Origin of the sequence: Parapedobacter sp. GCM10030251 (assembly GCF_042666505.1) — a bacterium.
GTDB lineage: Bacteria > Bacteroidota > Bacteroidia > Sphingobacteriales > Sphingobacteriaceae > Parapedobacter.
Genome location: NZ_JBHTDN010000001.1, coordinates 978,767 through 1,000,830, shown reverse-complemented (window position 1 = coordinate 1,000,830; position 22,064 = coordinate 978,767). Strand labels below are relative to the sequence as shown.

Sequence of the window (22,064 nt, the reverse complement as noted above, 5' to 3'; positions counted from 1 at the left end):
TCAAGAGACGAATTCTTGCTTTCGTTCGCTACAGGTTAGGGCGCCGTACGCGGCACCAGCCGGCTCAATAAGCCAGCAATCGGCCACATGCGATGACGGCGATCCAGACTGCGATGGACACCACGGCAGATACCTTCGTCGCAGCAGGAAGAGCTGCTTCGCCCACCTTTCCAGGAAGCCGCTTGTGCATAAAGCGATGGAACACCAGTGCGTTTAGTGCCGCGACAACCAAGAGTGCCATTTTCAGCCAAAACGTCGGATCAGTCGCCAGCGCATTGGCATTGGTGATGAATAGCAATATACCGGAAGGGATAATCAGAAATAGCCCCCTTGCGGACCAGGGCAGCAAATGGCTGGACAAAACCGATAGCGGTACGCTTTTCGAAACGCCCAACAGCCGCAGATCAAACATAAACGCGGAACCTACCAGGACCACGATTCCCACGATGTGTACAATCTCCAGTGCCGGGTACCACCACATTGATTGGCGGATTCCTTCAGCCCACGATGTATTTTCCAGCCAATCAAAGAAGCTCTTCATCGGGCGTCGAACACGGATTAACGCAATTCGTATTTCTCGCCGTCTACGAATATCCGTTCCGCACGCATCTCGGTTTTCTTCGTTTTATGGGGATAGGCGACAATCCGCACCGCCGTTCCTTTTTTGATCATTTCCGCGGACAACCCACGTGCTGTCATCCGGCTGGCAGGTGCCAGGTAAACCGTCCAGGTTTCCCCCTTGTATTTTACTTCCGCAAGGGCGTGCGGATTCTCAAACACGGATTCCTCGATGGTAGTTTTGAAATCCAGTACTTTCTTTTGGTCATAATTGGCCCACCCATGGTGGAAATAGGTAAATGACACGCAAAGCAATAATATGACTGCCAGCGAAATGTTTTTTACGTAAATCATAGCCTTTAAGGTTTTAGGTGTAAACAATCGACAAGCGTTTATGTTTACGTCAATGCCGGATAATATGCGGAATAAAACGACTTTTGTCGGTGGTGATGGGCATATCCGACTCGCGGAACGATATCCCGCAGGATTCCTGGCCGATAACCCAGCTGCCGATAATGGAAAACCCCGTCTCCTCACGGTGTAGCCTGGCCAACTCCTGGTAAATATAGCCTTCTTCCCCATACTCGCCTTCGGTATGGTAGATCATCTGTCCATCATAATACATAGCGACATTGGCTCCTTCGCGCGCCAGGATGGGCTTCTTCACAAAATGCTTCAAATGCGCAGGTCCGTTAAAATAGGAAGCGAGCAGGTGGGGATGATTCGGGAATAATTCCCAGAGCACAGGCAGGATCGCTTTATTGGACAGCAACATTTTCCACGACGGCTCGATCCACTGGGCCCGGTTGGGGTCATTTACGATATGCGTGCCAAATGCTTCGCGCACCAGCCATTCCCAGGGATATAACTTGAAAATCGACCGGATGGGCATGTCTTCCAGGTCGACGAAGCCGTTGCCGGTCCAACCGATATCGTCGATGTAGATAAGCTTGGTCTGAATGCCAGCCTGAAGCGCCGTATCCCGGAGGTATTCGACATTTGTGAGGTCTTCGAGGGTCTCCTTAGCACATGAAAAATGCAGCGTACTTCCCTTCAGGTAGGGTTTAAGGGCGCCCCAGCTTTGAATCAGTTGCTCGTGGATACCGTTGAACTGGTCAGTAAGCTCGGGGAAATAATGGTTTTTCCAGTACCACTGTACAATACCGGTTTCAAAGAGGGAAGTCGGTGTGTCGGCATTGAACTCCAGCATCTTCAACTCACCACGGTCTGCATCGTATGCAAAATCAAAGCGCCCGTATATCGCGGGGTCGTCCTGCTCCCAGCTGCGCTCGATGTGCGGAATCACGAAGGGTGGGATGTGAAAATGGGCGTACTGCCTGTTTTTGATAATGTATTCCACGGCATCCAGGCATCGCTGCCACAGCTCATTGGTGGCCTTGTAAATCAGGTCTGCTTCCCGATTGTTTATTTCATAGTAATAATCGTCGATCCAGTATGGGATACCATCCGTGGTATGATAACCGTACCCAATGGATTCCAGGCGCGATTGCCACTGCGGATCGATACGTAACTTTTTGATCTGCATCAGGAACCGTAAGACGACCGAGGTGCCGACGCTGCTGTGCGCCCGAATCCGCCCCGCTGTGCTTGGAAGGCAGCGGCTTTGGCGGCATTCGTGCCCGCCACAGACTGCGGGTGCAAGCTGTTATTGGCGTAACCAAAGCCACCTCCCAGGTGCCGAAACGCCATATACCAAAGGAATGCGTTGCCCATTCCCATTCCCGAGTGCCCCTGGGCGTAGTTTTCTGTGACCTCAGTATAGGCCGCCGTGGAATCCGCACGCATAAACACGCGCTGGCCACCTTCCGCTTTTTGCGGTGCATGGTGTTGTGCGCACGAAGCCAATACCGACGTAATCAATACCAATTGGATGCTTTTTGCTGTTGTTTTTCTCATTACTGTATGGTTACATAAATCGGCACCTGGCCCAAGGTGGCCGATGAATCGGCACGGTCCCAGGTGTTAGGTCGCACGGCGGTCTTGATGGTATCGCTCTCCGACGCAATCTGCTCGCCCTGGTACCAAATATGTTGGGTGGTGATGTGCAGTACGGAATCGCCCTGTGTCACCGTTTTCAACGTCACTTCGCGGGCCAGTTTCTTATCGAGTTGCGTTAGCGCCTGCTCCCGTTGCCGGTTCTGGCAGGCGGCGATGGCGATGAGACACAGTATGGAAAGTAAATACTTCATATGTTGCTTGCCTTGCAAAATTAATCAAAATGGCCGGCATTCACGAATGTCCGCACACAAAACCCAACGGATACCGAACCATAACCTACCGCTCCAACTCCACCTCTCCCGATGGGCGATCCAGTGTCGACGAACCGCTGGGCACGCCGAAATCCGGATTTCCATCTTCGTCAAAGGCAAATCTCTGAAGAAATACATGGCGGTTATTCCATCCACCATCCAATTGCAATTTGGAATGGTAGTAGATCCAATATTCCGTATCATCGGGCGAGGTGGTCATGCTGGCATGGCCTACACCGTGTACTTTATCGGTACCCTGAAACACCGGCTGATCGGCCTTGATCCAAGAATTAGGGTCTAAGGGGTCACTATCCGTCGATTTTAACCGCAATTGTCCCATTTTATAATGTTCCGTCCAGGAGCCCCGTGTGGAGTACATAATGAACACGTCGTCCCCATGCTTCAATACTTGCGGTCCTTCCTGTAACGCAATATGATCTCCTTTTTCCCACGGTAGCTCGGGTTTTGACAGCAATACCCGTTTCCCAAGCGTATATGGATCGATCAATTCGGCGATATACAGGTACTGATCCACATCATGGTGGTCGTGTAATGCTGTCCAGCCGGACCATACCGCGTAATTCTTTCCGCCATGCTGCAGCAGAGTCATGTCGATCGCCCAGCAGTTGTCCTTCTTCGTTTCCGGGTCATCGCCGGTATAAAACATTCCCTTGTCTACGTACGGGCCAAACGGATTATCGGCTTCCAATACACCTGCACGCTGCGCATGAAACGGTGCCCCGTTATGTACCGAACCGGCGTAATAAATGTACCATTTGCCGTCGATCTCATGGATTTCAGGTGCCCAGATGTTGTAGCTATTCCACCCATTTTCAGGCGGTGTCCATACGACCGCTGTTTTCTCAAATTTGGTTAAGAAACGGGATTCCGTAACCGTTATCCCGCCACCGCCATTGAAAATGGTGTAATAGCGTCCGTCATGCTTCATCACAAACGGATCGGCGCCTTTCCGCAGCGGATTCGTAAACGTCTTCTCCTGAGCCTGGATCGTGCCGTGCGCCAGCAAAAAAACCAGTAGTAAATAAATTGCGTTGTTCATCGAATTACAGATAACGGTGGTTACCTCCAAACGACAAATGTATAGAAAATAAGCGATACGATCGATACCTTTGCCCCATAGCGCAACGGGATAAACAAATCGCTAAATCTGGGGTTTACTACGATACCATGCTCATCATATTTGCCAGCAGGACCGGAAACGTCCGGCGCTTTGTAAACAAAGCCGTCGAACTTTCCGTGCTGCACCTCCGGACCTGCGAGCTTCCGGACCTTATTCCCTTCCAGCAAGCCCATTTGGTTACGTACACCGACCCGATGGGCGCCGTCCCTCCCATGGTGGAAAATTTCCTTACCCGCCACCACCGTAAAATACTGTCCGTATCGGGGAGCGGCAACCGGAACTGGGGGCGCGATTTTGCGGCCGCGGTAGACCGGATACACCAGCAATACGGCATCCCCATCAACCTCAAATTCGAATTGTCCGGAACTCCCAGCGAAATACAGGCCTTTGTCGATTATATCAATAATGAACCCGAAACCATGGAAACTCGCGTGCGCATCCTCAAATTCCGTACCGACAGCTGCGTTACCTGCGCAGCCGTAACCGATGCCTTAGACCGTCACAACATTCCTTACCGGGATGTTAATCCGTTTGACCACCCCGACTTGGCTGCGCAATACCGCGTGCGGTCAGTGCCTACGGTCGTTGTCTTCGAGGGAGATCGCGAAGTCCTCCGCATGGTGGGATACAAACCCGAAGTCATCGAGCAGATCAAAAAGTTATTTCAATAACCGTGAGCTCACCCAGTCCGATATTTTGTCCTATTTGGAATGGAGGGTAAATAGCCGGTGCTTCGGGTACTTAGGTTAAAACCCACGACCAGCAGCGCAACGCATTTTCAGGTCTGCCAATACCTGCCGCTCCCGTTTGGAACGGGTGACCCGGATCGCTTGTTCATAGTGTGCGATCGCCTTTGTGGTATCCGTTTCGGAATAGAGATAGCCCAGCAACGCATGGTAATGGCTGTTGCCAGTCAGCCGCAATTTCTCCGCTTCGCTAATAGTTCTCTCACGTCCGTAAACCTGCGCAAAAGCAAACGTTCTATTCAGTGCTACGATCGGCGAATATTCGATCAGGATCAGTTGATTATACAATTGCAGGATATGTGGCCATTTATTTGCATCTGACGTGACGGTGTGCCAATACGCAATACCGGCTTCCAAGTGGTAGGCCGAGATTTCGTTGCCGGTTGTAGCATTGATCAGGTACTGATGCCCCCGTTGGATGAGCGCCTTATCCCATCGTTCCCGATCCTGTTCATCAAAGCGGACCGTCTCGCCCCCAGCCCCGGTTCGCGCCTCCAGCCGCGAGCTCTGATAGCACATCAGCGCCATTAGCGCATTCACCTGCGGGGTATTGGTCAATGGATTTTCAGTCAGCACCAAGCCGAGCCGTATCGCTTCGGAACAGAGCTCCTTTCTCACCAGTTGGTCGCCCGTTTTGGAAAAATAGCCTTCGTTAAACACCAGGTACAGCGTCTTTAGTACGGTAGGCAGCCTGGATACGATTGCCGCTTCGCTCAACAAGCCAATCTGGAAATTATCGTTCCGCAGGTTGCTTCTTGCCCGCTGGAGCCGCTTTTTTATCGTTTCGGCTTTCGTCAGGAATGCATTGGCGATTTCTTCGACACTGAAACCGCACAGGATCTGGAGCGCCAAACAGATTTGACTCTTGCTTGCATTTGCCGGGTTACAAACCGCAAAAATCATTGCCAATTGGCTATCCGCGATGCCCTGCTCATGGTATTCAAAAGCTTCTTCGTATCGGATGCGCTCGGCTCCGGATTGGTTCCGCACCTGGGTCTCAACGACCGACAGGTGTTTGATATGGTCTTTAGCTTTGTTTTTGGCCACCGTGTACAACCAAGCCGTCGGATTATCCGGCACGCCATGTATAGCCCAATGTTCGGACGCTTTCAGAAACGTATCACTTGCGATATCCTCGGCAGTTTCCATGTGCCGTAAACCAAAATGACGGCATAAGACAGCCGTCATTTTCGCGTACTCCTGCCGGAATAAGTGGGGTAAAACCTCGTTATGTGATCCCGTACGAGCCAATGTCAATCACGTTTTAACACCTCCCGGACTTCAATGTTGCCGCCGACCTTAAAAATCGGGTTTCCTTTTGCCATGGCTACCGCTTCGTCAATCGTCTCAGCCTTCACCACGATGTAACCGCTGATGAATTCCTTGATTTCGGTATACGGACCATCCGTTACCACGTCGTCGGCTTTAACCGTCTTTGCACTTCCCGCAATCGGCAGCAGCGTATTGCCTTTGTCCACCAGCTTGTTCTGAGCGGCGATTCCGGCCAGCCAATTCATCCGTTCCTGCATCTGTTCGGGCGACGGCTGAAAGTCAGCCAAATCTTTCAATCTGAAAATTAATGCAAATTCTTTCATTGTCAAAAAATTTTAATGTTTGTGCTTATGACGACCGACCTTCCCATAGGGGGACAACGTTTGCAGTTTTATTTTGGGCCGGGCCAACGAACTGCCGGTGCGGTAACCCGATAATGAGCGGGCAACCAGTTATAGGCACGCAATAAAGTTGATCAAAATATGAGTTAAATCCAACAGCGAATCGCAGACGGGCTGCAGCTACAACCGCCGCAGCTATGAACAATGGATTATCGCACCAATCAGTCAGGCTGCCTACCCCGCTTCATCGCTCTCGGAAATAGATGATAAAAACGACGATGGCGGTAAGCATTAACACAACGCCACCTATCATTAGCCATACACTGAATCGGTAAACAACAGCCGCATATGCCAAACGAAACAGCATCAATGCGAGCGCAAACAACCCCAGGCTTATCCCTATCATTATTCTACTTTTCTTCATGCCAGACAGGATGATAAGTTCATTAGGATAACCAAGCGCCCGCCTTACTTGTTTGGCGGAATTAGCAAATGGGATCTTTGTACGATGACGCAGTGTGCCGAATCCGTCGACAAGGTCGTCGAATATCAGATCCGGAATTTCGGCAGCAGTCACCACTATAGATCAGCACCGATCACGTATTCACAATCCAAAAATAGTCGATGCCGATTTGTTTGCTTTCTACCGATCGCCTTATCTCACCGCCAATTCGGAAAAGGCGGATTAGTTTACAGACCGCGGTGCCACCGTGTATTTTGCTAGAAACGCCTTAACCGAACCGTAGGGCCGTCTTTCAGCTATACCCTTACATCCGGCAAAACATTTAACAACCGAAAAATCGAACAAAGCCCGGAGAAAAGAATAACAACGGATCTGTAACTGATTACGGCCTACGTCGAGGGAATGTTTGCCACCAATTTTTGCGCCTGTACGATATGGCGCAGGTTGTGGTAAATCACCACCCTGAGTGTATCCCCAAGACGCAGTTTTATCCATTTGGAAATCGATATCGACGTTTTAACCCGGGTCAGGTCCGTTTGTCTGGAAGCTTCGAGGAGTTGGAGCAACTGTTCCTGTTGATCGATAAATTTATCCAACACCGATGGGTCCAGCGCGCTATCCGCCGGATCCATCGATTTAAAGGTCTTCATTTTGTTCAGCCGTTCTTTGGGCAACATGCTTTTCGCAAAATAATTCCCCAAAAGACCGGGCTTGAAAACAGTCGATGGCCGACGTTTTGAATTCTGGATGCGAAGTTCAATTTCCGGAACGTAAAAATCCCCATACCGGTTCAGATGCTCCACGCATTCCAGTATACTCCAGCCGCCAGCGGCAGGCTTCCGGTTCAGCGTTTCCAGCGACAATTGCTTAAATGATTGTACCGTATGGATGTGCTGCCGTGTAAGGCCGGCCAATTCGGTTAATAACTCTTCCACGTTTATCATACACGATTTTAGAAGCAAAATTTAGAAGCAAAATTTAGAAGCAAAGCTGCCTTATTTTCGGCAGATAATCATTGATTCAAGTCAAGATTTTTTGAGGCGGGACAACGTTTCGGGAGCCATCCGCAAATACGATGCGATGTGTTTATGCGGGATTTGCTGGAACAATTGCGGACTTCGTTTCAATACACGTTGGTATCGATCTCTCGGTGAGCTGGTGAGCATGTCCTTCTCGCGTTCCAGTTGCTGAAGCACCAGCTGTTCCAGCATATCCTGCCACAATTGTCTGTTCGCCGGATTCAGCTCAACGAACGACAGATAAGCCGCTTTGGAAATGACTTTCACCTCGGTCCGTTTGATGGCTTGGATGTAAAAATCGGACGGTTTTCCGCTGATAAAACTGTCTAACGCCGTGATAAAGTCACCTTGGTACCCGAACCTTACAATGTGCTCCTCCTTCCCATCCCGCATACAGACTTTCAAGCTTCCCGACACTACGTAGTAGAGCTTCTTCTCAACCGCGCCGTATTCGGCGAGGTATTGGTTTCGCTCCAAAACGACGGACTTTTCCCACAAATGGAGGTTTTCAATCCGATTGTACAATTCACTTACAGCATTCATCGATCATTCGTTCGTTTTCGACAACGAACTTATGGCAAATCTAGCTTTAATTGGCAATAAAATAAAGGCAACGCAATCTATCGCTTAAAACCTATATTTGCTGTGACATGTTCCGACAACTTGTTCGTCAGAAAATCACGGATATGCCGCGGCCGCGTTCGCTCGGCGTATGGCTGGGCGTTGGCCATCGCTATTGCCGGCACCTCTGCCGGGGTGCCGGAGTGGTACTGATAATTAGCTGCGGTCTGCTTTTCTTCGGCTGCGGGGAAGAGCAACGGGCGGTTCAAATCGAGCTCAACGCCGCCCCCTGGGTATTTGCCAACGACGCCACACCAGTCAGTACGCTATCGCCAAAGTCCGCGCAAGGCACCTTTAACGCACCGCCAGACAGCAGCAGTTTCACGATCAGGCTGGTAGCCACGCTTGGCCGGTATCTGAACAGCGAGCGTCTGTTGCATATTCCCGGCGTTTTGGAAGTTTCCGCGTTCCAGCACGACCCTTCCGACCGCACCATCCAAAACTATCCTGCTTACCCGATGCCGGATGGTTCGGTCTCCGTATTCCAAGCGGCGCTGCGGCTGCACCCCCTCCCGAACAGTACCGAAACCGAAGTGCGGGATATGGTTATTGGCATTCCCCTGGGGCTCTTAACCGAATCGACCGGCCAGCATGAAATCGTCCTCCATTTTTCTGGTGTACGATGGTCGCTGTATGTAGATGGTGAATTGCTCGACAATGATTTCCCGCTGGGCTATCCCCAATGGCCTGCCCAGCACAGCTGGGAGATTGATCCGGACCTCGTTTCGAAAGCCGAACTCTTCTTCCCCGGCCTGGAGCCTGAAAAAACGGTATTGAAAACTCCCCGAATCGCGACGGATATCCAATACTGGACCCCTGTCGGCCACAACACCTGGGTGGGCGACGTGGCCACCTTCTATCATGAGGGGCGGTATCACGTATTCTACCTGTTTGACAGACGGGGCCACGCCAGCAAATTCGGCCGCGGTGGGCATTATTTCGAACACTTATCAACGAGCGACTTCGTCACCTGGACCGAGCACGAGGCCGCCACCCCCATCGAAAGCCAATGGGAAACGCTCGGCACGGGCACGCCATTCATCAGCGATGGCAAACTTTGCATCAGCTATGGTCTGCACACCACCCGTATCTTTCCCAAAGAAGCAACCACCCTGCCGCTGCTATTGGATTATTACAACCAACACGGTGCTACAGGTTCGTTCAGGTACGATACCCTATCGGGGTATCCCGCCGGATCCACCTACTCCATCAGCGCCGATGGCATCAGCCAATTCAAAAAGACACACACGTTATTCCACCATTGCGAAAACCCCAGCGTCTATACCGATCCCGAAGGCCGCCTGCGCATGCTGGCGAACTACGGCGCGAAGGGAACCTGGGATTCAAAATCAATCGAAGGCGGTTGGAAATCCATTAATCCCGGGTTTCCTCCGGGCGGTGACTGCACCTTTTTCTTCCGTTGGGGAAATTACGACTACGTGATCGGCGGCTTTACCGGCCTTTGGTCAAAGCCCGCCAACGCACCGGAAGACGATTATACAGACGTCGTCAAACAAGGGCTCGATTTCTATAATGGAATGTGTGTACCCGCGGTTACCGAAATAAACGACGGCCGGTTCCTGATGGCCGGCTGGATTCCCATTGCCAACTGGGGCGGCACATTAAACATCCATGAAATGCTCCAGTTTCCGGATGGACGGATCGGTACCAAATGGATGGAAGAGCTCGTCCCGGTCACGGAAAGGCAACGCACCCTTGCCGATGAAATCGAGGAAAACTCCACGTTTGATGTCAATGATCCCTCCTTCCTGCTGACGTTTGACGTGGAGCCGGGCGACGATCCGTCCGGTAAATTCGGCGCCCTGTTCTTGGGCGAAGACGCTGCCGAGCACGCCTGCGAATTCCAGCTGGGTCCGCACGAAAAAAGGGCGCAATACGGCAAGGGCTCCCTTCAGCAGTTCTCAGAGCGGGAAAAGACGCTACGTGAAGGCGGTTTTCCCAATCACGCCCGCCACTATGGTATCGAAAACCTCTTCGATACAGACAGGCCGTTCTCCGTCCGGATGTTCGTCAAATACGACACCAAATATGGCGGATCACAGATTGACGCAGAGATCGCGGGCAAACGCACCATGATTACATTTTGCCCGGGACTGAAAGTCGAAAAGCTGCTGTTCAGATCGGAGGATACCGGCATTCGAAACGTAAAGCTCGCGGCGTATGAACATTAGGCATTCTCAACGCCCTGTCACCAACTCCAGCTCTCCGGAAACCAAGCTGATGTGGCAACAGTCAAACGTGACCACATAGTCGGCCTTGACGACTTCACGGTTGCCGATATATCCCTGAAAGCGAACCTTGGTATGCTTAAATTTCGGAATGTGCTCGCCGTCGATGTCACCAGCCACCGGATAGCTACCAAGGCTTTTGAAAATATTCCATTGGTCATTCGTATAGGTCTTGGTCAAATCCTTGCCGTCCGATAGGCGGGTCACTTTCGTCCGGTCGAGCGCCACGGGTTTACCCGATGGGTCGACAAGCTTTACGGAGATCCACCGCAGGTCATACGTGCAATCTACCTTATCGCACCCTTGTTCTTCACCCGTCAACTCCACTTTACTACACGATAACGTAGAAGCAATCAGTAGCAGGCCTATCAGATTTATCCTTTTCATTGTTGGTCAGTTTTCAGATAAGACGAGACGCGCCCTCGTTTCGCTACGGGTGGTGGGCCGGAATTATCGATACACAAAGTCAAGAGGAAAATATATTTTTGTTAGGCGTTGAGTAATTTCCTCTTTTGTTTCGTCTTATCAATATATAACTTGGCGATCACCGCGATTATTCGCCGCCACACGCCAAAGAAGGAATTATGGAAAAACTGACGGAGCAATCATCCCGGTACACAGACCTCGAAAAGCAATCGGTTGGAACCTTGCTGCAGCAGATCAATCAGGAAGACAAACGGGTCGCCTTGGCGGTTCAGCAAGCCCTGCCGCAGATCGAAGCATTTGTTGAAGCACTGGTGCCGCGCATGGAGAACGGCGGCCGATTGGTCTACATCGGGGCGGGCACAAGCGGCCGGTTGGGTGTGCTGGATGCTTCGGAATGCCCGCCTACCTTTGGCGTGCCGGCGCATCGGGTAATGGGTATCATAGCTGGAGGCGAGGAAGCCATCCGAAAGCCGGTGGAGTTTGCAGAAGACAACGTGGAACAGGCTTGGACAGATTTGAAGGCAATTGCTATTAACGAACGAGATACCCTGCTCGCCATTGCGGCATCGGGCAGCACGCCGTACACGCTTGGCGCATTGCAGCAAGCAAACCGACACGGCCTGTTCACCGGTTGCCTCGTCTGCAATGCTGAGACGCCCATGGCCGCGGAAGCAACCTACCCGATCGCCGTGTTGACAGGACCCGAGTTGATCACCGGCTCGACCCGCATGAAGGCCGGTACAGCCCAAAAAATGGTGTTAAACATGATCAGCACCACCGTCATGATCCGCCTGGGCAGGGTCAAAGGAAACAAGATGGTGGATATGCTGCTGTCCAATCACAAACTAAAGCAGCGCGGTATCGCGATCCTGATGGAAGAAAAGGGATTGGATAGCCAGGCTGCCGGGAACTTAATTGACCGCTACGGCAATGTACGCCGAGCGTTGGAAGCAATATAGACGTACGATGGCGGAGGATCTCACAAGTATCCGGACACTTTTTGCCCGCATACAGCGCGGCGAAAAACAGGCGTTCGATCAGCTGTACCTCCTGCATTTTGACAACTTGAAGCAGTTTGCGCAACACTACGTTAAGCGCGAGGAAGCGGCCGACGAGTTGGTATCGGACCTGTTCGTTCAGGTCTGGCTGCGCAAGGCGTCGCTTAACGAAATCAACCACCCCACCCGCTACCTGTATCAGTCGGTGAAGAACGGCTGCCTTTCCTATCTGAAAAAGGAAAACAGGCATGCGCGGGTTTCCCTTGACGAAGTGGATCCCGCAAATCTGCAGATAGCCATAACCGCCAGTCCAGAGCAGTTACTGGAGTATAAAGAGTTGTTAACGCTTTTGGAGGAAGCGGTCGACTTGATGCCCGACCAACGCCGAACGGTTTTCCGGTTGGTCAAAGAAGACCGGCTAAAATGCCGGGAAGTGGCCGAACTATTGGGACTCTCCGTGCGTACGGTCGAAAACCAGGTGTATCGGGCCGTCAGGCAACTTAACGACGTGGTGGAACGCTATTTCGATGCCGGCAATGCCGATCAGGGGCGCGCCAATCGATTTTTTTTCTTAGTTATCTGAGGAGGCCATATGGATAAAGAAGTTTTTTTACAGTTACTTTCCCGAAAACTTTCGGGATCGCTGCCACCGGAAGAGGAGCGTAAGCTGGGGGAAATCCTGGATACCCATACAGACTATAAACGGCAGGCGGAAGTTTTGGAGCTGTATTTCCAGACCAAGCGGCGGCCGACCATGGCCAATCGCATCAAGTTAGCCGGCCTATGGGAAGCCATCGAGGCCGAAGAATCCGAGAAATCCGAGAAATCCCAAAAAGCTGTCCAGGAGTCGGCTGATCGGGAAGTGCCATCGGACCGGATCAGCAGACGCGGTAGCTGGCTACGACTGGCCGCCATGATTTTGTTTTGCATCGGCATTGGGATCACGCTGTACTGGTACTTCCGGGCACCTGCCGAACCGGCATTCGCAGAAATCAATACGGAAGCAGACAGACAGTTCATCACGTTGGCAGATGGTACATTCATCGTGTTAAACCCTTCCTCTACCCTCCGGTATAATGCCGATTTCGGTAAACACGACCGCGCTATTAACTTAGACGGAGAAGCGTATTTCGAGGTAGCCAAAAACAGCGCGCTTCCCTTGGTGGTCCATGCCGGTCAGCTACAGGTACGGGTAGTGGGCACCACGTTTCAGGTCCGTGCCTATGAAGATGCGCCTTCGGCAACTGTTTCATTGCTTGAAGGCGCCGTCGAAGTATCCGGCATACCCGATAGTACTTCAAGACACGGCTCCCCGGTTCGACTATCCCCCATGCAGCAACTGGAAATCAGGCGCAATCAAACCCAAGTGGCGTTGACCACCTTTTCCAAAGATTCACTCTTAAACGAACTGGGTTGGTGGCCCACGGTGGATTCCCTTACGTTCCACGTAGAAACGTTGGGAGCTGTGCTTCGCCGCATAAGTAAAAAATTCAAGGTACAATTCATAGTGCGTCCTAAAAAACTAAACGATGTCCGGTTCACGGGTGCATTTAGTGACGACACGTCCTTGGAGAACGTCTTGAAAGTGTTGCAGGTGGCTTACCCGTTCACGTACCGCTTTGAAACGGAAAATCGGATTGTAATCGAATAGACATTGAAAAAGCAGACGTATTTGCTTGTCCTTTTGCTGCTGTTAAGCGGATATCGGCTTACCGCCCAAAGCGGAACGATTCGGATCAATCATGAACAGCGTTCGCTCGTTGCGGTACTGGAAATCATTGCACGGCAATCCAGGCACCATGTGGTTTACAGCAACGATGTAGTCACCGACAGCATGACCGTATCCGTTGCCGCCGGCGAATACCCCATTGATGAGCTGCTGGATAACATCCTGCCGCAGCACGATCTGTTTTATCGCGAGCTGTCTGACAAAACCTTGGTGGTGAGCAACCTAAAGTTGCATGGCATGCAGCCAACTCAGGCCAAGGGCATACGCATCCGAGGCAATGTACGCGATAGTGCTGACCGCCCTCTTGCCTTTGCGTCGGTCGGATTGTATACGGCCGACCGCTTTCTCACCGGAAGTACCGCAGATAGACAGGGCCATTTCAGCCTTCGGTATGCTTTCGATGCCGGGCAATCCTACACAGTGAAGGTAACTTCCATCGGTTTCCAACCCGTGGAATTCGTCTTTGTGTATCCCGATACGGCTCGACTTGCGGCGATTACCCTGAAACGGGACAACCGCCTACTCGCGGAAGTACAGGTACAAGCCAAGCGGCCACCGGTTGAACGACGGGCAGATCGGTTCATTGTGAATGTGGAAGGCAGTGTGTTGGAAACCGGGAGCAATGGGTTGGAAATCCTGCAGAAATCACCCGGATTATGGGTAGACCCTAATGGCAATATCAGCCTGCGGGGGCAATCGGTGATGGTTATGATTAATGACGTGGTGCAGCGTATGTCGGCTACCGATCTGGCAGAATACCTACGCACCTTGCGGTCTGAAGATATCGCCAAGATCGAAATTCTACCCAACCCGCCCGCAGAATTCGAAGCCGAAGGTTCAGGCGGCATCGTGCACATTGTATTGAAGCGGGGGCGTGATGAAGGATTCACCGGCACGCTGAATACGCAGTATCGCCAGCAAGTGGACCGACCCGCGTACAACATGGGAGCTACCTTCAACTATAAAATCAGGAGTTTATATGTATTCGGAACGGGAGGCTATGGCAAAGACCGGAGTTCCTATATCGCAACCAACGATATCCGGTATCCCGACCAGCATGCTTATAATAGCTTTACCAACCGTGAAAACAACAATACACAGGCAATGTTACGTCTGGGTGCTATCTATGAATTCAGGGCAAATCAGTCCATCGGTCTGCAGACCAACCTGAATCGCGGCAAACTGCTCCAGCGGTTTGATACGGACATCGCTTTGATCGATCCACAGCGTGTAACGGAAGGATCTGCCACATCGGATTGGACGCGGACACCCGGATTGAACAGTGCCACGCTGAACTACAGCTGGAAAACCGATAGCCTGGGATCCGGATTGAAAGTACTTGCCGATTACCTGGGCAGTGAAAACCCCAACACCAATGAATTCCACTCCCGTTACACCGACCCAGAGCGAGATGCCGTGTTCCGCAATGCAACGCCCAGCACCACGCGCCTGTATAGCGTGCAAACCGATTACAACCAATGGCTGGATGCCACACAGCTCAAAGCCGGACTAAAATTTACGAATACCGATCGGGATAACGAGGTTATACGCGAGCTGTTCGAATCCGGCCAATGGCTACTTGATCCTGGACGGAGCAACCGCTTCCGGTATCAGGAGCAGCTATTGATGGGTTATGCTGCACTCGAACGCCAATTTAAGCGCTTCAGCGCGCAGATTGGGCTCCGGGCGGAGCAGACCATCATGGATGGTAATTCCGTAAGCGCAGACATCCGCTTTCGGCGTTCCTATGTCAATCTATTTCCATCGGTGTTTCTTTTGCACCGACTGGACAGTGCAGGCAAAAAGTCGCTCGTGCTCAACTACACCCGCAGGTTGAGCAGGCCTTCATTCGCCGCCCTTAACCCCTACCGATTGCAGTTTTACGACTTCCTCGCCCAGATCGGCAACCCCGACCTGCTGCCCGAATATACCGACCGCATGGAAGCGGGAATAACGCTGGCGGGTGGACTATCGTGCGATGTTTATTACGCAACCACCAGCAACACGATGGCCCAGTATGCGGAAACCGTCAATAAGATGATTGAATACCAGATCCGGAATTTCGGCAGCAGCCACCTCATTGGCACCAGCATGTATCTCCCCGTGAAGGTACGTCCCTGGTGGTCGACCACCAACAACCTGAATTTGTACTACCTGCGCTACCAAATAGCAGAAGCCGATTACCGAAATACTTCCTTCAACATCAGTACTTATCAGGTGTTCACAATCAAAAAGATCGGTGATGCCGACGTGTTTGCTTTCTACCGATCGCCTTACCTCACCGCCAATTCGGATATGGCGGATTACTGTAGCGTAGACATCGGCTTCACCAAACGCTTATGGAACAATAAAGCCCGGCTGCGGCTGAATGTGACGGATATTTTCAACACGGCACGTGAACGGGAAGTCACCCAGGATCCGGGCGCCACCGTGTATTTCTACCAGAAACGGCCTACCCGAACGGTAGGGCTGTCTTTCAGCTATACCTTTACAGCCGGTAAAACGTTCAGCAACCGAAGGATTGAGCAGAGTGCTGAGGAAGAACAGAAACGGATCGGGAATTGATTTTCGCTACCCGATGTTTGACGACACCGGTGCTAAACATCTGGAAATAAAAACTTCAAACTGATTACAATTTTACTCAATACATTGAGTAATTAAAAAGTCCGCTTAGATAATGATCGCGTCCATGCGTGCACCGAGTTCTATTAAGTACCCGCTGATATCATCGACAAATGCTTCCGGCCCACATACATAAAACCGTTGATCAAAATCACCGATGGCCTTCACCAGGAAATCGCGGTCTATTCTTTTTTCGCCGAAACCGATTACGCCCTCTTTACTGAAAAAATTGGCGTAATTTTTACCTAGCATCTGGGTTAGCTCCTCGTGCAGAATCACATCGTTGTGGTAGTGATTGGAATAGAACAATCCGATGTTTCGCATATTGCCACTGTAGAATAAGGCCCGGAAGATCGCTATGAACGGAGTAATACCGGTACCGCCTGCAATAAAGATACCGGGGCCTTTATAATCAATGGTTCCGAATACATCTTTCATCCGTATTGACGTCCCTGCATTCAGCTTGCCCAATTGTTGGGTGACGCCATTATGGTCGTCATAGATTTTTATAATAAACTCAAAGTAGTTCCACGAATTAAGCGAAGTAAAACTAAAATTGCGCCATTCGTCCTCCCAGCCCGGCGCATTAACGGCTAAACGCGTGGAGTGTCCGGGTATGTACGAAAAATTGGCAGGCTTTTCCAACACAAAGCGTTTTACGTTATGCGTCACGTAACTGGTATCTAAAATCTTTACGTCGTAAATGTCGGTAACGATGTTGGTAGTCATTCTATTTATTCGCTTAGCTTAACTTTTTTAGTTCCGCAAACTACGACTAAATTTGGAAAACAGAACGATAAAGTGGCGGAAATCCGGCAAAAAAGGCCATATTTACAAGTCGATGGAACGATACACGTTTTTCAAACAATTCCATGATATCCCGTTAACGGATTATCACCTGTTGACCGATCGCTTTCAGACGCGGTCGTTTAAAAAAGGGGATTTCATCACCGTCCCCGGACAGATCCAACGGGAGCTTTACTTTGTAAAAAGCGGCGTGCAGATGGCGTACTTTGAAACGGGTGACAAACTTTTTACGCTGTCCTTCACCTACTTCCCTTTTCTATGCGCAATTGCCGAATCTTTTTCGTTCCAGGTACCTTCGAAATATCATTTAGTCTGTCTGACGGACAGCGAACTGGACTACATTACGTACGCCGATCTGCAAAAATTAGTAGATCGTTCCCAACAACTCGAACGGCTTTTCAGGCGCATGACCGAAGCCATGTTTGCCGGCATGATCGATCTGCATATCGAACTACGCGCGATGACGATCGAAGAACGATACAAGAAGTTTTGCCGGAAAAGTCCGCACCTGCTGCAACTCGTGCCGCATAAATACATTGCTTCCTACCTGGGTATCGACCCAACGAACTTCAGTAAGCTGTTTAACAACGTAACCTTCTGATCTTGGTGTACACCAAGATTTGTTTACCCGGTAGTTTGGACCTTTGTGACTATGAAAACACAAGGAAATTACGCCGACATCAATGGATTGCAGTTGTATTATGAAATATATGGCGAAGGAAAGCCGTTGCTCCTTCTACCCGGAGCACTTTCGGGAATCGATACCGCATTCGGAAAATTAATCCCCCTACTCGCAACAGACCGACAGGTCATTGCCGTCGAGTTTCAGGGATACGGACACACCGCAGACCTCCCCGAGCGTCCGCTCTCATATGAGGCGTTTACCGATGACATAATTGAATTATTGCGTGTGCTGAATATCTCCCAAACCGATATTTTTGGGTATAGCACGGGTGCTGGTGTGGCGCTGCAGGTTGCCATCTGCCGGCCAGACCTTGTCCGCAAGCTAATCTTGGCCTCCGGAAGCTACCAAACCAGCGGGCGGCATCTCGATCTCCAAACCCTGTTCAGCCCCGAATTCATGGAACAAGCCCTGAAAGGCTCACCGTATGAGGCGGAATACTTACGCACGGCTCCAAATCCCGAAAACTGGTCAAAACAACTCGCTAAAGTACGGGCCTTTGAAGGGCAAGTGCAGGATTGGCCAGCCGACGAAATCCAGCAGATCAAGGCTCCCGCCCTGGTTATCGCCGGCGACGCCGACATCATCCAACCGGAACACACCGTTGCGCTGTATCGATTACTCGGCGGAGGGAGTTTAGGGGAACTGTCCATGCCTGATTCCCAACTGGCTATCCTGCCGGGCACCATGCATACGGCGTTGACCCAGCAAACCGATTTATTGATGGCTATGATCCCCCGATTCTTGGAAAGCGCCGATGAAGCACCGTAACTCGCGATCATCAACGCCGGCTTTCAAGCCGCTTCTCCACCACGGCTTCCCGTTTGCGCCAGGCGCGCAGCTGGGGCTCCTCATATACCGGAAGCCCTTCATCACTCAGCAGGCCGAGCGACTTGGCAAGCTTTCGGCTCAATGTGGCCGAATCCCGATCTTTGTCGTCAAAGGCCTGCTGGTTCGATGCGATGGCCTTCTCTGCCGCGGCAATGGCCTGCTGGATCGTTTCGAGCTCGGCTTCGTACTTCTTTTGCTTGCGCAGGATGACCATCATTCGGCTATAGGCATCTGCATTCAGGGGTTTACGCCGGGCCAGGGAACGGTATATTTTCAACGCATCGGCCGATTTCCCTTCCTTTTCCAGCTGCCGTGCTTCGTCCATCCGGGTCTTACGAGCTACTTTCTTTTTGGCCATGGCGGGTCGGTGTGCTTTGATTTCACTATTGGAAACAAGTAAGGGGTGGTTTGGTTTTCTTGTCCAATCACTTTGACCGGATCATTTGTCATGGATCTTGATGGTTGAATAGTTGTACGTATATTTGGGCGGATAATACCTTAGAACGAAGATAGTCAATGAAAAGTGGCCTAACCTTAATTTTTATAGCAATACTTACAATTGCCTTGATTTACGCACTGGTTCACTACATTGGCGTGCAGGGCTTGCCCTTTGCAATTAGTCTTAACTTTTTGTTAATGGGTTGCGTACTTGCGTTTACTGAAACGCTAAAAAGCCAACTTTCATCGCCTTATTTTCACGAAAAGGCATGGGAACGAGGAGGGAAAGTATATGAATCTGTCGGAATAAATCTGTACCGGAAATTACTCGTCGGGATCGGTTGGGAAAAACTACACAAACAAAGCAAGCCCGTCAGGAAAAATATCGACGCGTTACGGTTCCTACATTACAAAACGAAACAAGATGAGTTGGCACATCTGATTATTTTTATCATCGTCCTTGGATTTGGCATTTTTGTCGCATTTAAGTTTGGAGTGGTCTACTCACTGTGGTTGTTTGTACTGAATATCTTACTTAATCTATATCCCATTTTACTTCAGCGGTTTAATCGACCCCGACTCGATCGGGCCATCCAAATCAGTCGTTCACGATAGGGTCAATGGCAAACGCACGGGTGTCTGCAAATCATCTCAAAAGATCAATACTTCACCGAATATCCGATTAATGTGATTTGGTAAATCCTGCAACTGAAAGAACGCTACGGCGCCATTTCGTACTTTCTACCGATAATACCTTCGGTTGATCGGTATGTTGGGTTACCAATGCCTCAAATGCGTATTAATCAAAAACCAATGATACCATGAAGCTACTTACATTGCCCCTTGTATGTTTGCTGTTTTCCGGATGTTCTTTTCTGTCCGAGCTTTTTATTCAGAACCGCTCCAAGACAACCGACGTAGTTGTTACGATCACTTATAAAATTCCGAGAGCAGAATTCGTACGAAAAGAAGCCGGAATGAGTTACGTGCCACAAATCGTTACACCGAAGCAATACCGTAGGGACAAGCAAAAGGCCGCGCTTGCGGTGACAAACCGATCAGATTCGACAATAAGCATTCTTGTCCCAGCATCATCAACCGCAAGGATCACAAGCACTAGCAGCAATAAGTCCTATGGAAACCAGATCCTAAAAGTTTCCCATAACGGCAAACACATCCCCATCAAAGAATTGCTTGCTATATCAAAAAGGTACCGGTGGGATTACGTTTATATTACCAAATAGAGGCTCCAGCACCTAAACCACCAATCGGATATTGGGATGTTCGCCGATAATTTCCAACAAAATATCCATATACGTTTGCCCTTCCCCACGTTCAAGTTCTTCGAGTTTCATCTGTGCCCATTCGGGGTTGAATGTTTCCGGCTGTTCCAACTTGGCCCGGTAATACGCGATGGTCGCCGCCACTCCCATATCTTCTTTGTTTTTCTCAAAGTTGAGCCATTTCAGGCGTATCGGTTCATTCCCACGAATAACACCGTAACCACCATGCAGTACATCATTGAATGCGTCCAAGCTTGGTCCGAGGGTAAAGTCCGCTCCTTGCATAAGTACCCGGTTCACTTCGTCAAAAAACGAAAGGATGTCGTGAATGCGATTTCCGTCAAGGATCAGCTCTTTTATATCTTCTTTGGACACGCTTGCTTTTTCCGGTAAAGGTAGCAAAAAAAGATACTGACCTTTCAGCTTTTACGCCAAACGTACGCGCTCTATGCCAGGGATCACGTTTCGGTTGCATTTGGCCGCCGCCACTGCAACAAATATGACGCTAAAGCGGTTTCTTAATAAGACATCGCGCGTCAATCGTATATCTTTATAGTGCGTGTTCATAATTAAACCTTTTACGTTTCTGGCACGTAGCATAAATTATTGTAGACGGTGTTTTCCAACCGGAAAAAACCTAAATTTGTAAGGTTGTGCACCGCCCGTAATTCATGATACGATCGTTCGATGAACTTAAAAACCTTTAATTTCTACCAATATGTAAAAGACAAAATGCCTTGGGAAGCCCAGGAATCCTTTTTTTACGCGAACAATGAAACGTATAGGGACTTGCGCGTAGACTTCCCTTTCCGCACCACACATTACGGAATCGGTATAAACTACGGCCGTGGAAGCAGTCAATGCAGGCTTGGCAGTACCGATTATATGCTTAAAGACGGAAGTTTAACCACCCTTGGGCCGGGTATCATCACATGTTGGAAAAGCACCTACGACCTGAAAAACGAAACGGTCTTTTTTTCCGATGCGCTTTTCAGGAACCTCAAGGCACCACCGCTGCAAACCCTTCCCTTTTTTATGCACGGTGGAAACCATATGATCAAAGTACCCGAAAAAAATTTGGTGGAATTAAAAGATTTGTTTCTGAATATCAAAAGATTCAGCAATAATCACCAAGTGTTGCAGGGTCTCGTATTTTCGTTGGTGCAGTATGTACAACAAATGCACAACCTGCTGAGCGCAGCGAATAATACTTCCCAAAAGGAGCAGCTTATCCAAAAATTCAGGGCGCTCATTGCCCGTCATTTCATCGAATCCAAATCGGTAGGCTTTTATGCCGCCCAACTGCATGTTACCCCAAAATACCTGAGTGAGGTGTTGGTCGATATAACGGGAAAAACGGCAAAAGAACTCATCAACGAACACATATTTCTCGAAGCCAGAAGCCTACTGAAACAAACCTCCATGACGATCAAAGAAATCGCCTACTGGCTGGGGTTTGAAGATCAATCTTATTTTGTACGAACGTTTAAAAAACAAACCGGATCTACGCCATCGGAATACCGTAAGCTTTGATATAACCGAAAAAAGTACCATTTCTTCCGAGATCC

25 protein-coding genes are annotated in these 22,064 nt (G+C 50.2%); 10 read left to right on the top strand and 15 right to left on the bottom strand.

Annotation, left to right across the window (positions count from 1 at the left end; all coding sequences use genetic code 11):
• Positions 1–64: 64 nt before the first annotated feature.
• The 6 genes from ACFQRK_RS04460 to ACFQRK_RS04435 form a co-directional block, all read right to left on the bottom strand.
• Complete coding sequence (locus ACFQRK_RS04460) at positions 65–541, bottom strand: DUF6644 family protein (protein WP_379004056.1); 477 nt, start codon at positions 539–541, stop codon at positions 65–67.
• Positions 542–558: 17 nt separating this feature from the next.
• On the bottom strand, positions 559–912 hold the full coding sequence (locus ACFQRK_RS04455; protein ID WP_379004054.1) for a DUF6152 family protein: 354 nt from the start codon (positions 910–912) through the stop codon (positions 559–561).
• 49 nt (positions 913–961) lie between these two features.
• Complete coding sequence (locus ACFQRK_RS04450) at positions 962–2,104, bottom strand: glutathionylspermidine synthase family protein (protein WP_379004052.1); 1,143 nt, start codon at positions 2,102–2,104, stop codon at positions 962–964.
• Positions 2,104–2,475, bottom strand: coding sequence for a hypothetical protein (locus ACFQRK_RS04445; RefSeq protein ID WP_379004050.1), 372 nt, complete (start codon positions 2,473–2,475; stop codon positions 2,104–2,106). Before ACFQRK_RS04445 ends, ACFQRK_RS04450 begins: the two co-directional genes overlap by 1 nt.
• Positions 2,475–2,768 (bottom strand): hypothetical protein, encoded by a 294-nt coding sequence (locus tag ACFQRK_RS04440; RefSeq protein ID WP_379004049.1) that lies wholly within the window; start codon positions 2,766–2,768, stop codon positions 2,475–2,477. Before ACFQRK_RS04440 ends, ACFQRK_RS04445 begins: the two co-directional genes overlap by 1 nt.
• An 85-nt stretch (positions 2,769–2,853) precedes the next feature.
• Positions 2,854–3,888, bottom strand: a complete 1,035-nt coding sequence (locus ACFQRK_RS04435) for a family 43 glycosylhydrolase (protein ID WP_379004047.1) — start codon at positions 3,886–3,888, stop codon at positions 2,854–2,856.
• 128 nt (positions 3,889–4,016) lie between these two features.
• Between ACFQRK_RS04435 and ACFQRK_RS04430 the strand changes: the two genes are divergently transcribed.
• Complete coding sequence (locus tag ACFQRK_RS04430) at positions 4,017–4,640, top strand: class Ib ribonucleoside-diphosphate reductase assembly flavoprotein NrdI (RefSeq protein WP_379004045.1); 624 nt, start codon at positions 4,017–4,019, stop codon at positions 4,638–4,640.
• A 75-nt stretch (positions 4,641–4,715) separates the two neighbouring features.
• On the opposite strand, the gene ACFQRK_RS04425 is transcribed toward ACFQRK_RS04430, so the two are convergent.
• The 5 genes from ACFQRK_RS04425 to ACFQRK_RS04405 all read right to left on the bottom strand — a co-directional run bounded on the left by ACFQRK_RS04425 (position 4,716) and on the right by ACFQRK_RS04405 (position 8,353).
• Positions 4,716–5,966: an RNA polymerase sigma factor gene (locus ACFQRK_RS04425; RefSeq protein WP_379004042.1), complete on the bottom strand. Its 1,251-nt coding sequence runs from the start codon at positions 5,964–5,966 to the stop codon at positions 4,716–4,718.
• 2 nt (positions 5,967–5,968) lie between these two features.
• A complete protein-coding gene (locus ACFQRK_RS04420; protein WP_379004040.1) occupies positions 5,969–6,310 on the bottom strand; it encodes a YciI family protein in 342 nt (113 codons plus the stop codon).
• Positions 6,311–6,572: 262 nt separating this feature from the next.
• Entirely contained in the window at positions 6,573–6,752 is a 180-nt protein-coding gene (locus ACFQRK_RS04415) for a hypothetical protein (protein ID WP_379004038.1), read from the bottom strand.
• Between the two features lie 428 nt (positions 6,753–7,180).
• Positions 7,181–7,735 (bottom strand): DinB family protein, encoded by a 555-nt coding sequence (locus ACFQRK_RS04410; protein ID WP_379004036.1) that lies wholly within the window; start codon positions 7,733–7,735, stop codon positions 7,181–7,183.
• 81 nt (positions 7,736–7,816) lie between these two features.
• Positions 7,817–8,353, bottom strand: coding sequence for a Crp/Fnr family transcriptional regulator (locus ACFQRK_RS04405; RefSeq protein WP_379004034.1), 537 nt, complete (start codon positions 8,351–8,353; stop codon positions 7,817–7,819).
• Between the two features lie 107 nt (positions 8,354–8,460).
• Here ACFQRK_RS04405 and ACFQRK_RS04400 point away from each other — a divergent pair, with 107 nt between their 5' ends.
• Positions 8,461–10,623: a hypothetical protein gene (locus tag ACFQRK_RS04400; RefSeq protein ID WP_379004032.1), complete on the top strand. Its 2,163-nt coding sequence runs from the start codon at positions 8,461–8,463 to the stop codon at positions 10,621–10,623.
• A 6-nt stretch (positions 10,624–10,629) separates the two neighbouring features.
• Here ACFQRK_RS04400 and ACFQRK_RS04395 read toward each other — a convergent pair whose 3' ends face one another.
• The gene (locus tag ACFQRK_RS04395; RefSeq protein WP_379004030.1) at positions 10,630–11,067 is read right to left on the bottom strand and encodes a hypothetical protein; all 438 of its coding nucleotides are present in this window, start codon (positions 11,065–11,067) and stop codon (positions 10,630–10,632) included.
• A 197-nt stretch (positions 11,068–11,264) separates the two neighbouring features.
• Here ACFQRK_RS04395 and murQ point away from each other — a divergent pair, with 197 nt between their 5' ends.
• The 4 genes from murQ to ACFQRK_RS04375 are packed head-to-tail and all read left to right on the top strand — an operon-like array spanning position 11,265 to position 16,398.
• Positions 11,265–12,065, top strand: coding sequence for an N-acetylmuramic acid 6-phosphate etherase (gene murQ / locus ACFQRK_RS04390; protein WP_379004028.1), 801 nt, complete (start codon positions 11,265–11,267; stop codon positions 12,063–12,065).
• A 7-nt stretch (positions 12,066–12,072) separates the two neighbouring features.
• Entirely contained in the window at positions 12,073–12,687 is a 615-nt protein-coding gene (locus ACFQRK_RS04385) for an RNA polymerase sigma-70 factor (protein WP_379004026.1), read from the top strand.
• 9 nt (positions 12,688–12,696) lie between these two features.
• Positions 12,697–13,755 carry a FecR family protein gene (locus ACFQRK_RS04380; protein ID WP_379004024.1) on the top strand — a complete coding sequence of 353 codons (1,059 nt, stop codon included), beginning with the start codon at positions 12,697–12,699 and terminating at the stop codon, positions 13,753–13,755.
• Positions 13,756–13,758: 3 nt separating this feature from the next.
• Positions 13,759–16,398 (top strand): outer membrane beta-barrel protein, encoded by a 2,640-nt coding sequence (locus ACFQRK_RS04375; RefSeq protein ID WP_379004022.1) that lies wholly within the window; start codon positions 13,759–13,761, stop codon positions 16,396–16,398.
• 105 nt (positions 16,399–16,503) lie between these two features.
• Here the strand turns inward: ACFQRK_RS04375 and ACFQRK_RS04370 are convergent, their stop codons facing one another.
• Positions 16,504–17,184 carry an FAD-binding oxidoreductase gene (locus tag ACFQRK_RS04370; protein WP_379004020.1) on the bottom strand — a complete coding sequence of 227 codons (681 nt, stop codon included), beginning with the start codon at positions 17,182–17,184 and terminating at the stop codon, positions 16,504–16,506.
• A 112-nt stretch (positions 17,185–17,296) separates the two neighbouring features.
• On the opposite strand from ACFQRK_RS04370, the gene ACFQRK_RS04365 reads away from it, so the two are divergent.
• Together ACFQRK_RS04365 and ACFQRK_RS04360 are read left to right on the top strand one after the other, a co-directional pair.
• Positions 17,297–17,863, top strand: a complete 567-nt coding sequence (locus ACFQRK_RS04365; RefSeq protein WP_379004017.1) for a Crp/Fnr family transcriptional regulator — start codon at positions 17,297–17,299, stop codon at positions 17,861–17,863.
• A gap of 51 nt (positions 17,864–17,914) precedes the next feature.
• Positions 17,915–18,715 carry an alpha/beta fold hydrolase gene (locus tag ACFQRK_RS04360; RefSeq protein ID WP_379004015.1) on the top strand — a complete coding sequence of 267 codons (801 nt, stop codon included), beginning with the start codon at positions 17,915–17,917 and terminating at the stop codon, positions 18,713–18,715.
• 10 nt (positions 18,716–18,725) lie between these two features.
• Here the strand turns inward: ACFQRK_RS04360 and ACFQRK_RS04355 are convergent, their stop codons facing one another.
• Positions 18,726–19,133 carry a hypothetical protein gene (locus tag ACFQRK_RS04355; RefSeq protein WP_379004013.1) on the bottom strand — a complete coding sequence of 136 codons (408 nt, stop codon included), beginning with the start codon at positions 19,131–19,133 and terminating at the stop codon, positions 18,726–18,728.
• Positions 19,134–19,411: 278 nt separating this feature from the next.
• Between ACFQRK_RS04355 and ACFQRK_RS04350 the strand changes: the two genes are divergently transcribed.
• The gene (locus tag ACFQRK_RS04350) at positions 19,412–19,828 is read left to right on the top strand and encodes a hypothetical protein (protein WP_379004012.1); all 417 of its coding nucleotides are present in this window, start codon (positions 19,412–19,414) and stop codon (positions 19,826–19,828) included.
• A gap of 641 nt (positions 19,829–20,469) precedes the next feature.
• Here the strand turns inward: ACFQRK_RS04350 and ACFQRK_RS04345 are convergent.
• A complete protein-coding gene (locus ACFQRK_RS04345; RefSeq protein WP_379004009.1) occupies positions 20,470–20,871 on the bottom strand; it encodes a ribonuclease inhibitor in 402 nt (133 codons plus the stop codon).
• A gap of 312 nt (positions 20,872–21,183) precedes the next feature.
• On the opposite strand from ACFQRK_RS04345, the gene ACFQRK_RS04340 reads away from it, so the two are divergent.
• Entirely contained in the window at positions 21,184–22,029 is an 846-nt protein-coding gene (locus ACFQRK_RS04340; protein ID WP_379004007.1) for a helix-turn-helix domain-containing protein, read from the top strand.
• Positions 22,030–22,064: the final 35 nt, after the last annotated feature.

What these genes read in the sequence shown, in the direction of transcription:
- ACFQRK_RS04460 (WP_379004056.1), bottom strand. Translation starts at nt 541, where the DNA reads ATGAAGAGCTTCTTTGATTGGCTGGAAAATACATCGTGGGCTGAAGGA.
- ACFQRK_RS04455 (WP_379004054.1), bottom strand. Translation starts at nt 912, where the DNA reads ATGATTTACGTAAAAAACATTTCGCTGGCAGTCATATTATTGCTTTGC.
- ACFQRK_RS04450 (WP_379004052.1), bottom strand. Translation starts at nt 2,104, where the DNA reads ATGCAGATCAAAAAGTTACGTATCGATCCGCAGTGGCAATCGCGCCTG.
- ACFQRK_RS04445 (WP_379004050.1), bottom strand. Translation starts at nt 2,475, where the DNA reads ATGAGAAAAACAACAGCAAAAAGCATCCAATTGGTATTGATTACGTCG.
- ACFQRK_RS04440 (WP_379004049.1), bottom strand. Translation starts at nt 2,768, where the DNA reads ATGAAGTATTTACTTTCCATACTGTGTCTCATCGCCATCGCCGCCTGC.
- ACFQRK_RS04435 (WP_379004047.1), bottom strand. Translation starts at nt 3,888, where the DNA reads ATGAACAACGCAATTTATTTACTACTGGTTTTTTTGCTGGCGCACGGC.
- ACFQRK_RS04430 (WP_379004045.1), top strand. Translation starts at nt 4,017, where the DNA reads ATGCTCATCATATTTGCCAGCAGGACCGGAAACGTCCGGCGCTTTGTA.
- ACFQRK_RS04420 (WP_379004040.1), bottom strand. Translation starts at nt 6,310, where the DNA reads ATGAAAGAATTTGCATTAATTTTCAGATTGAAAGATTTGGCTGACTTT.
- ACFQRK_RS04415 (WP_379004038.1), bottom strand. Translation starts at nt 6,752, where the DNA reads ATGAAGAAAAGTAGAATAATGATAGGGATAAGCCTGGGGTTGTTTGCG.
- ACFQRK_RS04410 (WP_379004036.1), bottom strand. Translation starts at nt 7,735, where the DNA reads ATGATAAACGTGGAAGAGTTATTAACCGAATTGGCCGGCCTTACACGG.
- ACFQRK_RS04405 (WP_379004034.1), bottom strand. Translation starts at nt 8,353, where the DNA reads ATGAATGCTGTAAGTGAATTGTACAATCGGATTGAAAACCTCCATTTG.
- ACFQRK_RS04400 (WP_379004032.1), top strand. Translation starts at nt 8,461, where the DNA reads ATGTTCCGACAACTTGTTCGTCAGAAAATCACGGATATGCCGCGGCCG.
- ACFQRK_RS04395 (WP_379004030.1), bottom strand. Translation starts at nt 11,067, where the DNA reads ATGAAAAGGATAAATCTGATAGGCCTGCTACTGATTGCTTCTACGTTA.
- murQ (WP_379004028.1), top strand. Translation starts at nt 11,265, where the DNA reads ATGGAAAAACTGACGGAGCAATCATCCCGGTACACAGACCTCGAAAAG.
- ACFQRK_RS04385 (WP_379004026.1), top strand. Translation starts at nt 12,073, where the DNA reads ATGGCGGAGGATCTCACAAGTATCCGGACACTTTTTGCCCGCATACAG.
- ACFQRK_RS04380 (WP_379004024.1), top strand. Translation starts at nt 12,697, where the DNA reads ATGGATAAAGAAGTTTTTTTACAGTTACTTTCCCGAAAACTTTCGGGA.
- ACFQRK_RS04370 (WP_379004020.1), bottom strand. Translation starts at nt 17,184, where the DNA reads ATGACTACCAACATCGTTACCGACATTTACGACGTAAAGATTTTAGAT.
- ACFQRK_RS04365 (WP_379004017.1), top strand. Translation starts at nt 17,297, where the DNA reads ATGGAACGATACACGTTTTTCAAACAATTCCATGATATCCCGTTAACG.
- ACFQRK_RS04360 (WP_379004015.1), top strand. Translation starts at nt 17,915, where the DNA reads ATGAAAACACAAGGAAATTACGCCGACATCAATGGATTGCAGTTGTAT.
- ACFQRK_RS04355 (WP_379004013.1), bottom strand. Translation starts at nt 19,133, where the DNA reads ATGGCCAAAAAGAAAGTAGCTCGTAAGACCCGGATGGACGAAGCACGG.
- ACFQRK_RS04350 (WP_379004012.1), top strand. Translation starts at nt 19,412, where the DNA reads ATGGGTTGCGTACTTGCGTTTACTGAAACGCTAAAAAGCCAACTTTCA.
- ACFQRK_RS04340 (WP_379004007.1), top strand. Translation starts at nt 21,184, where the DNA reads ATGAACTTAAAAACCTTTAATTTCTACCAATATGTAAAAGACAAAATG.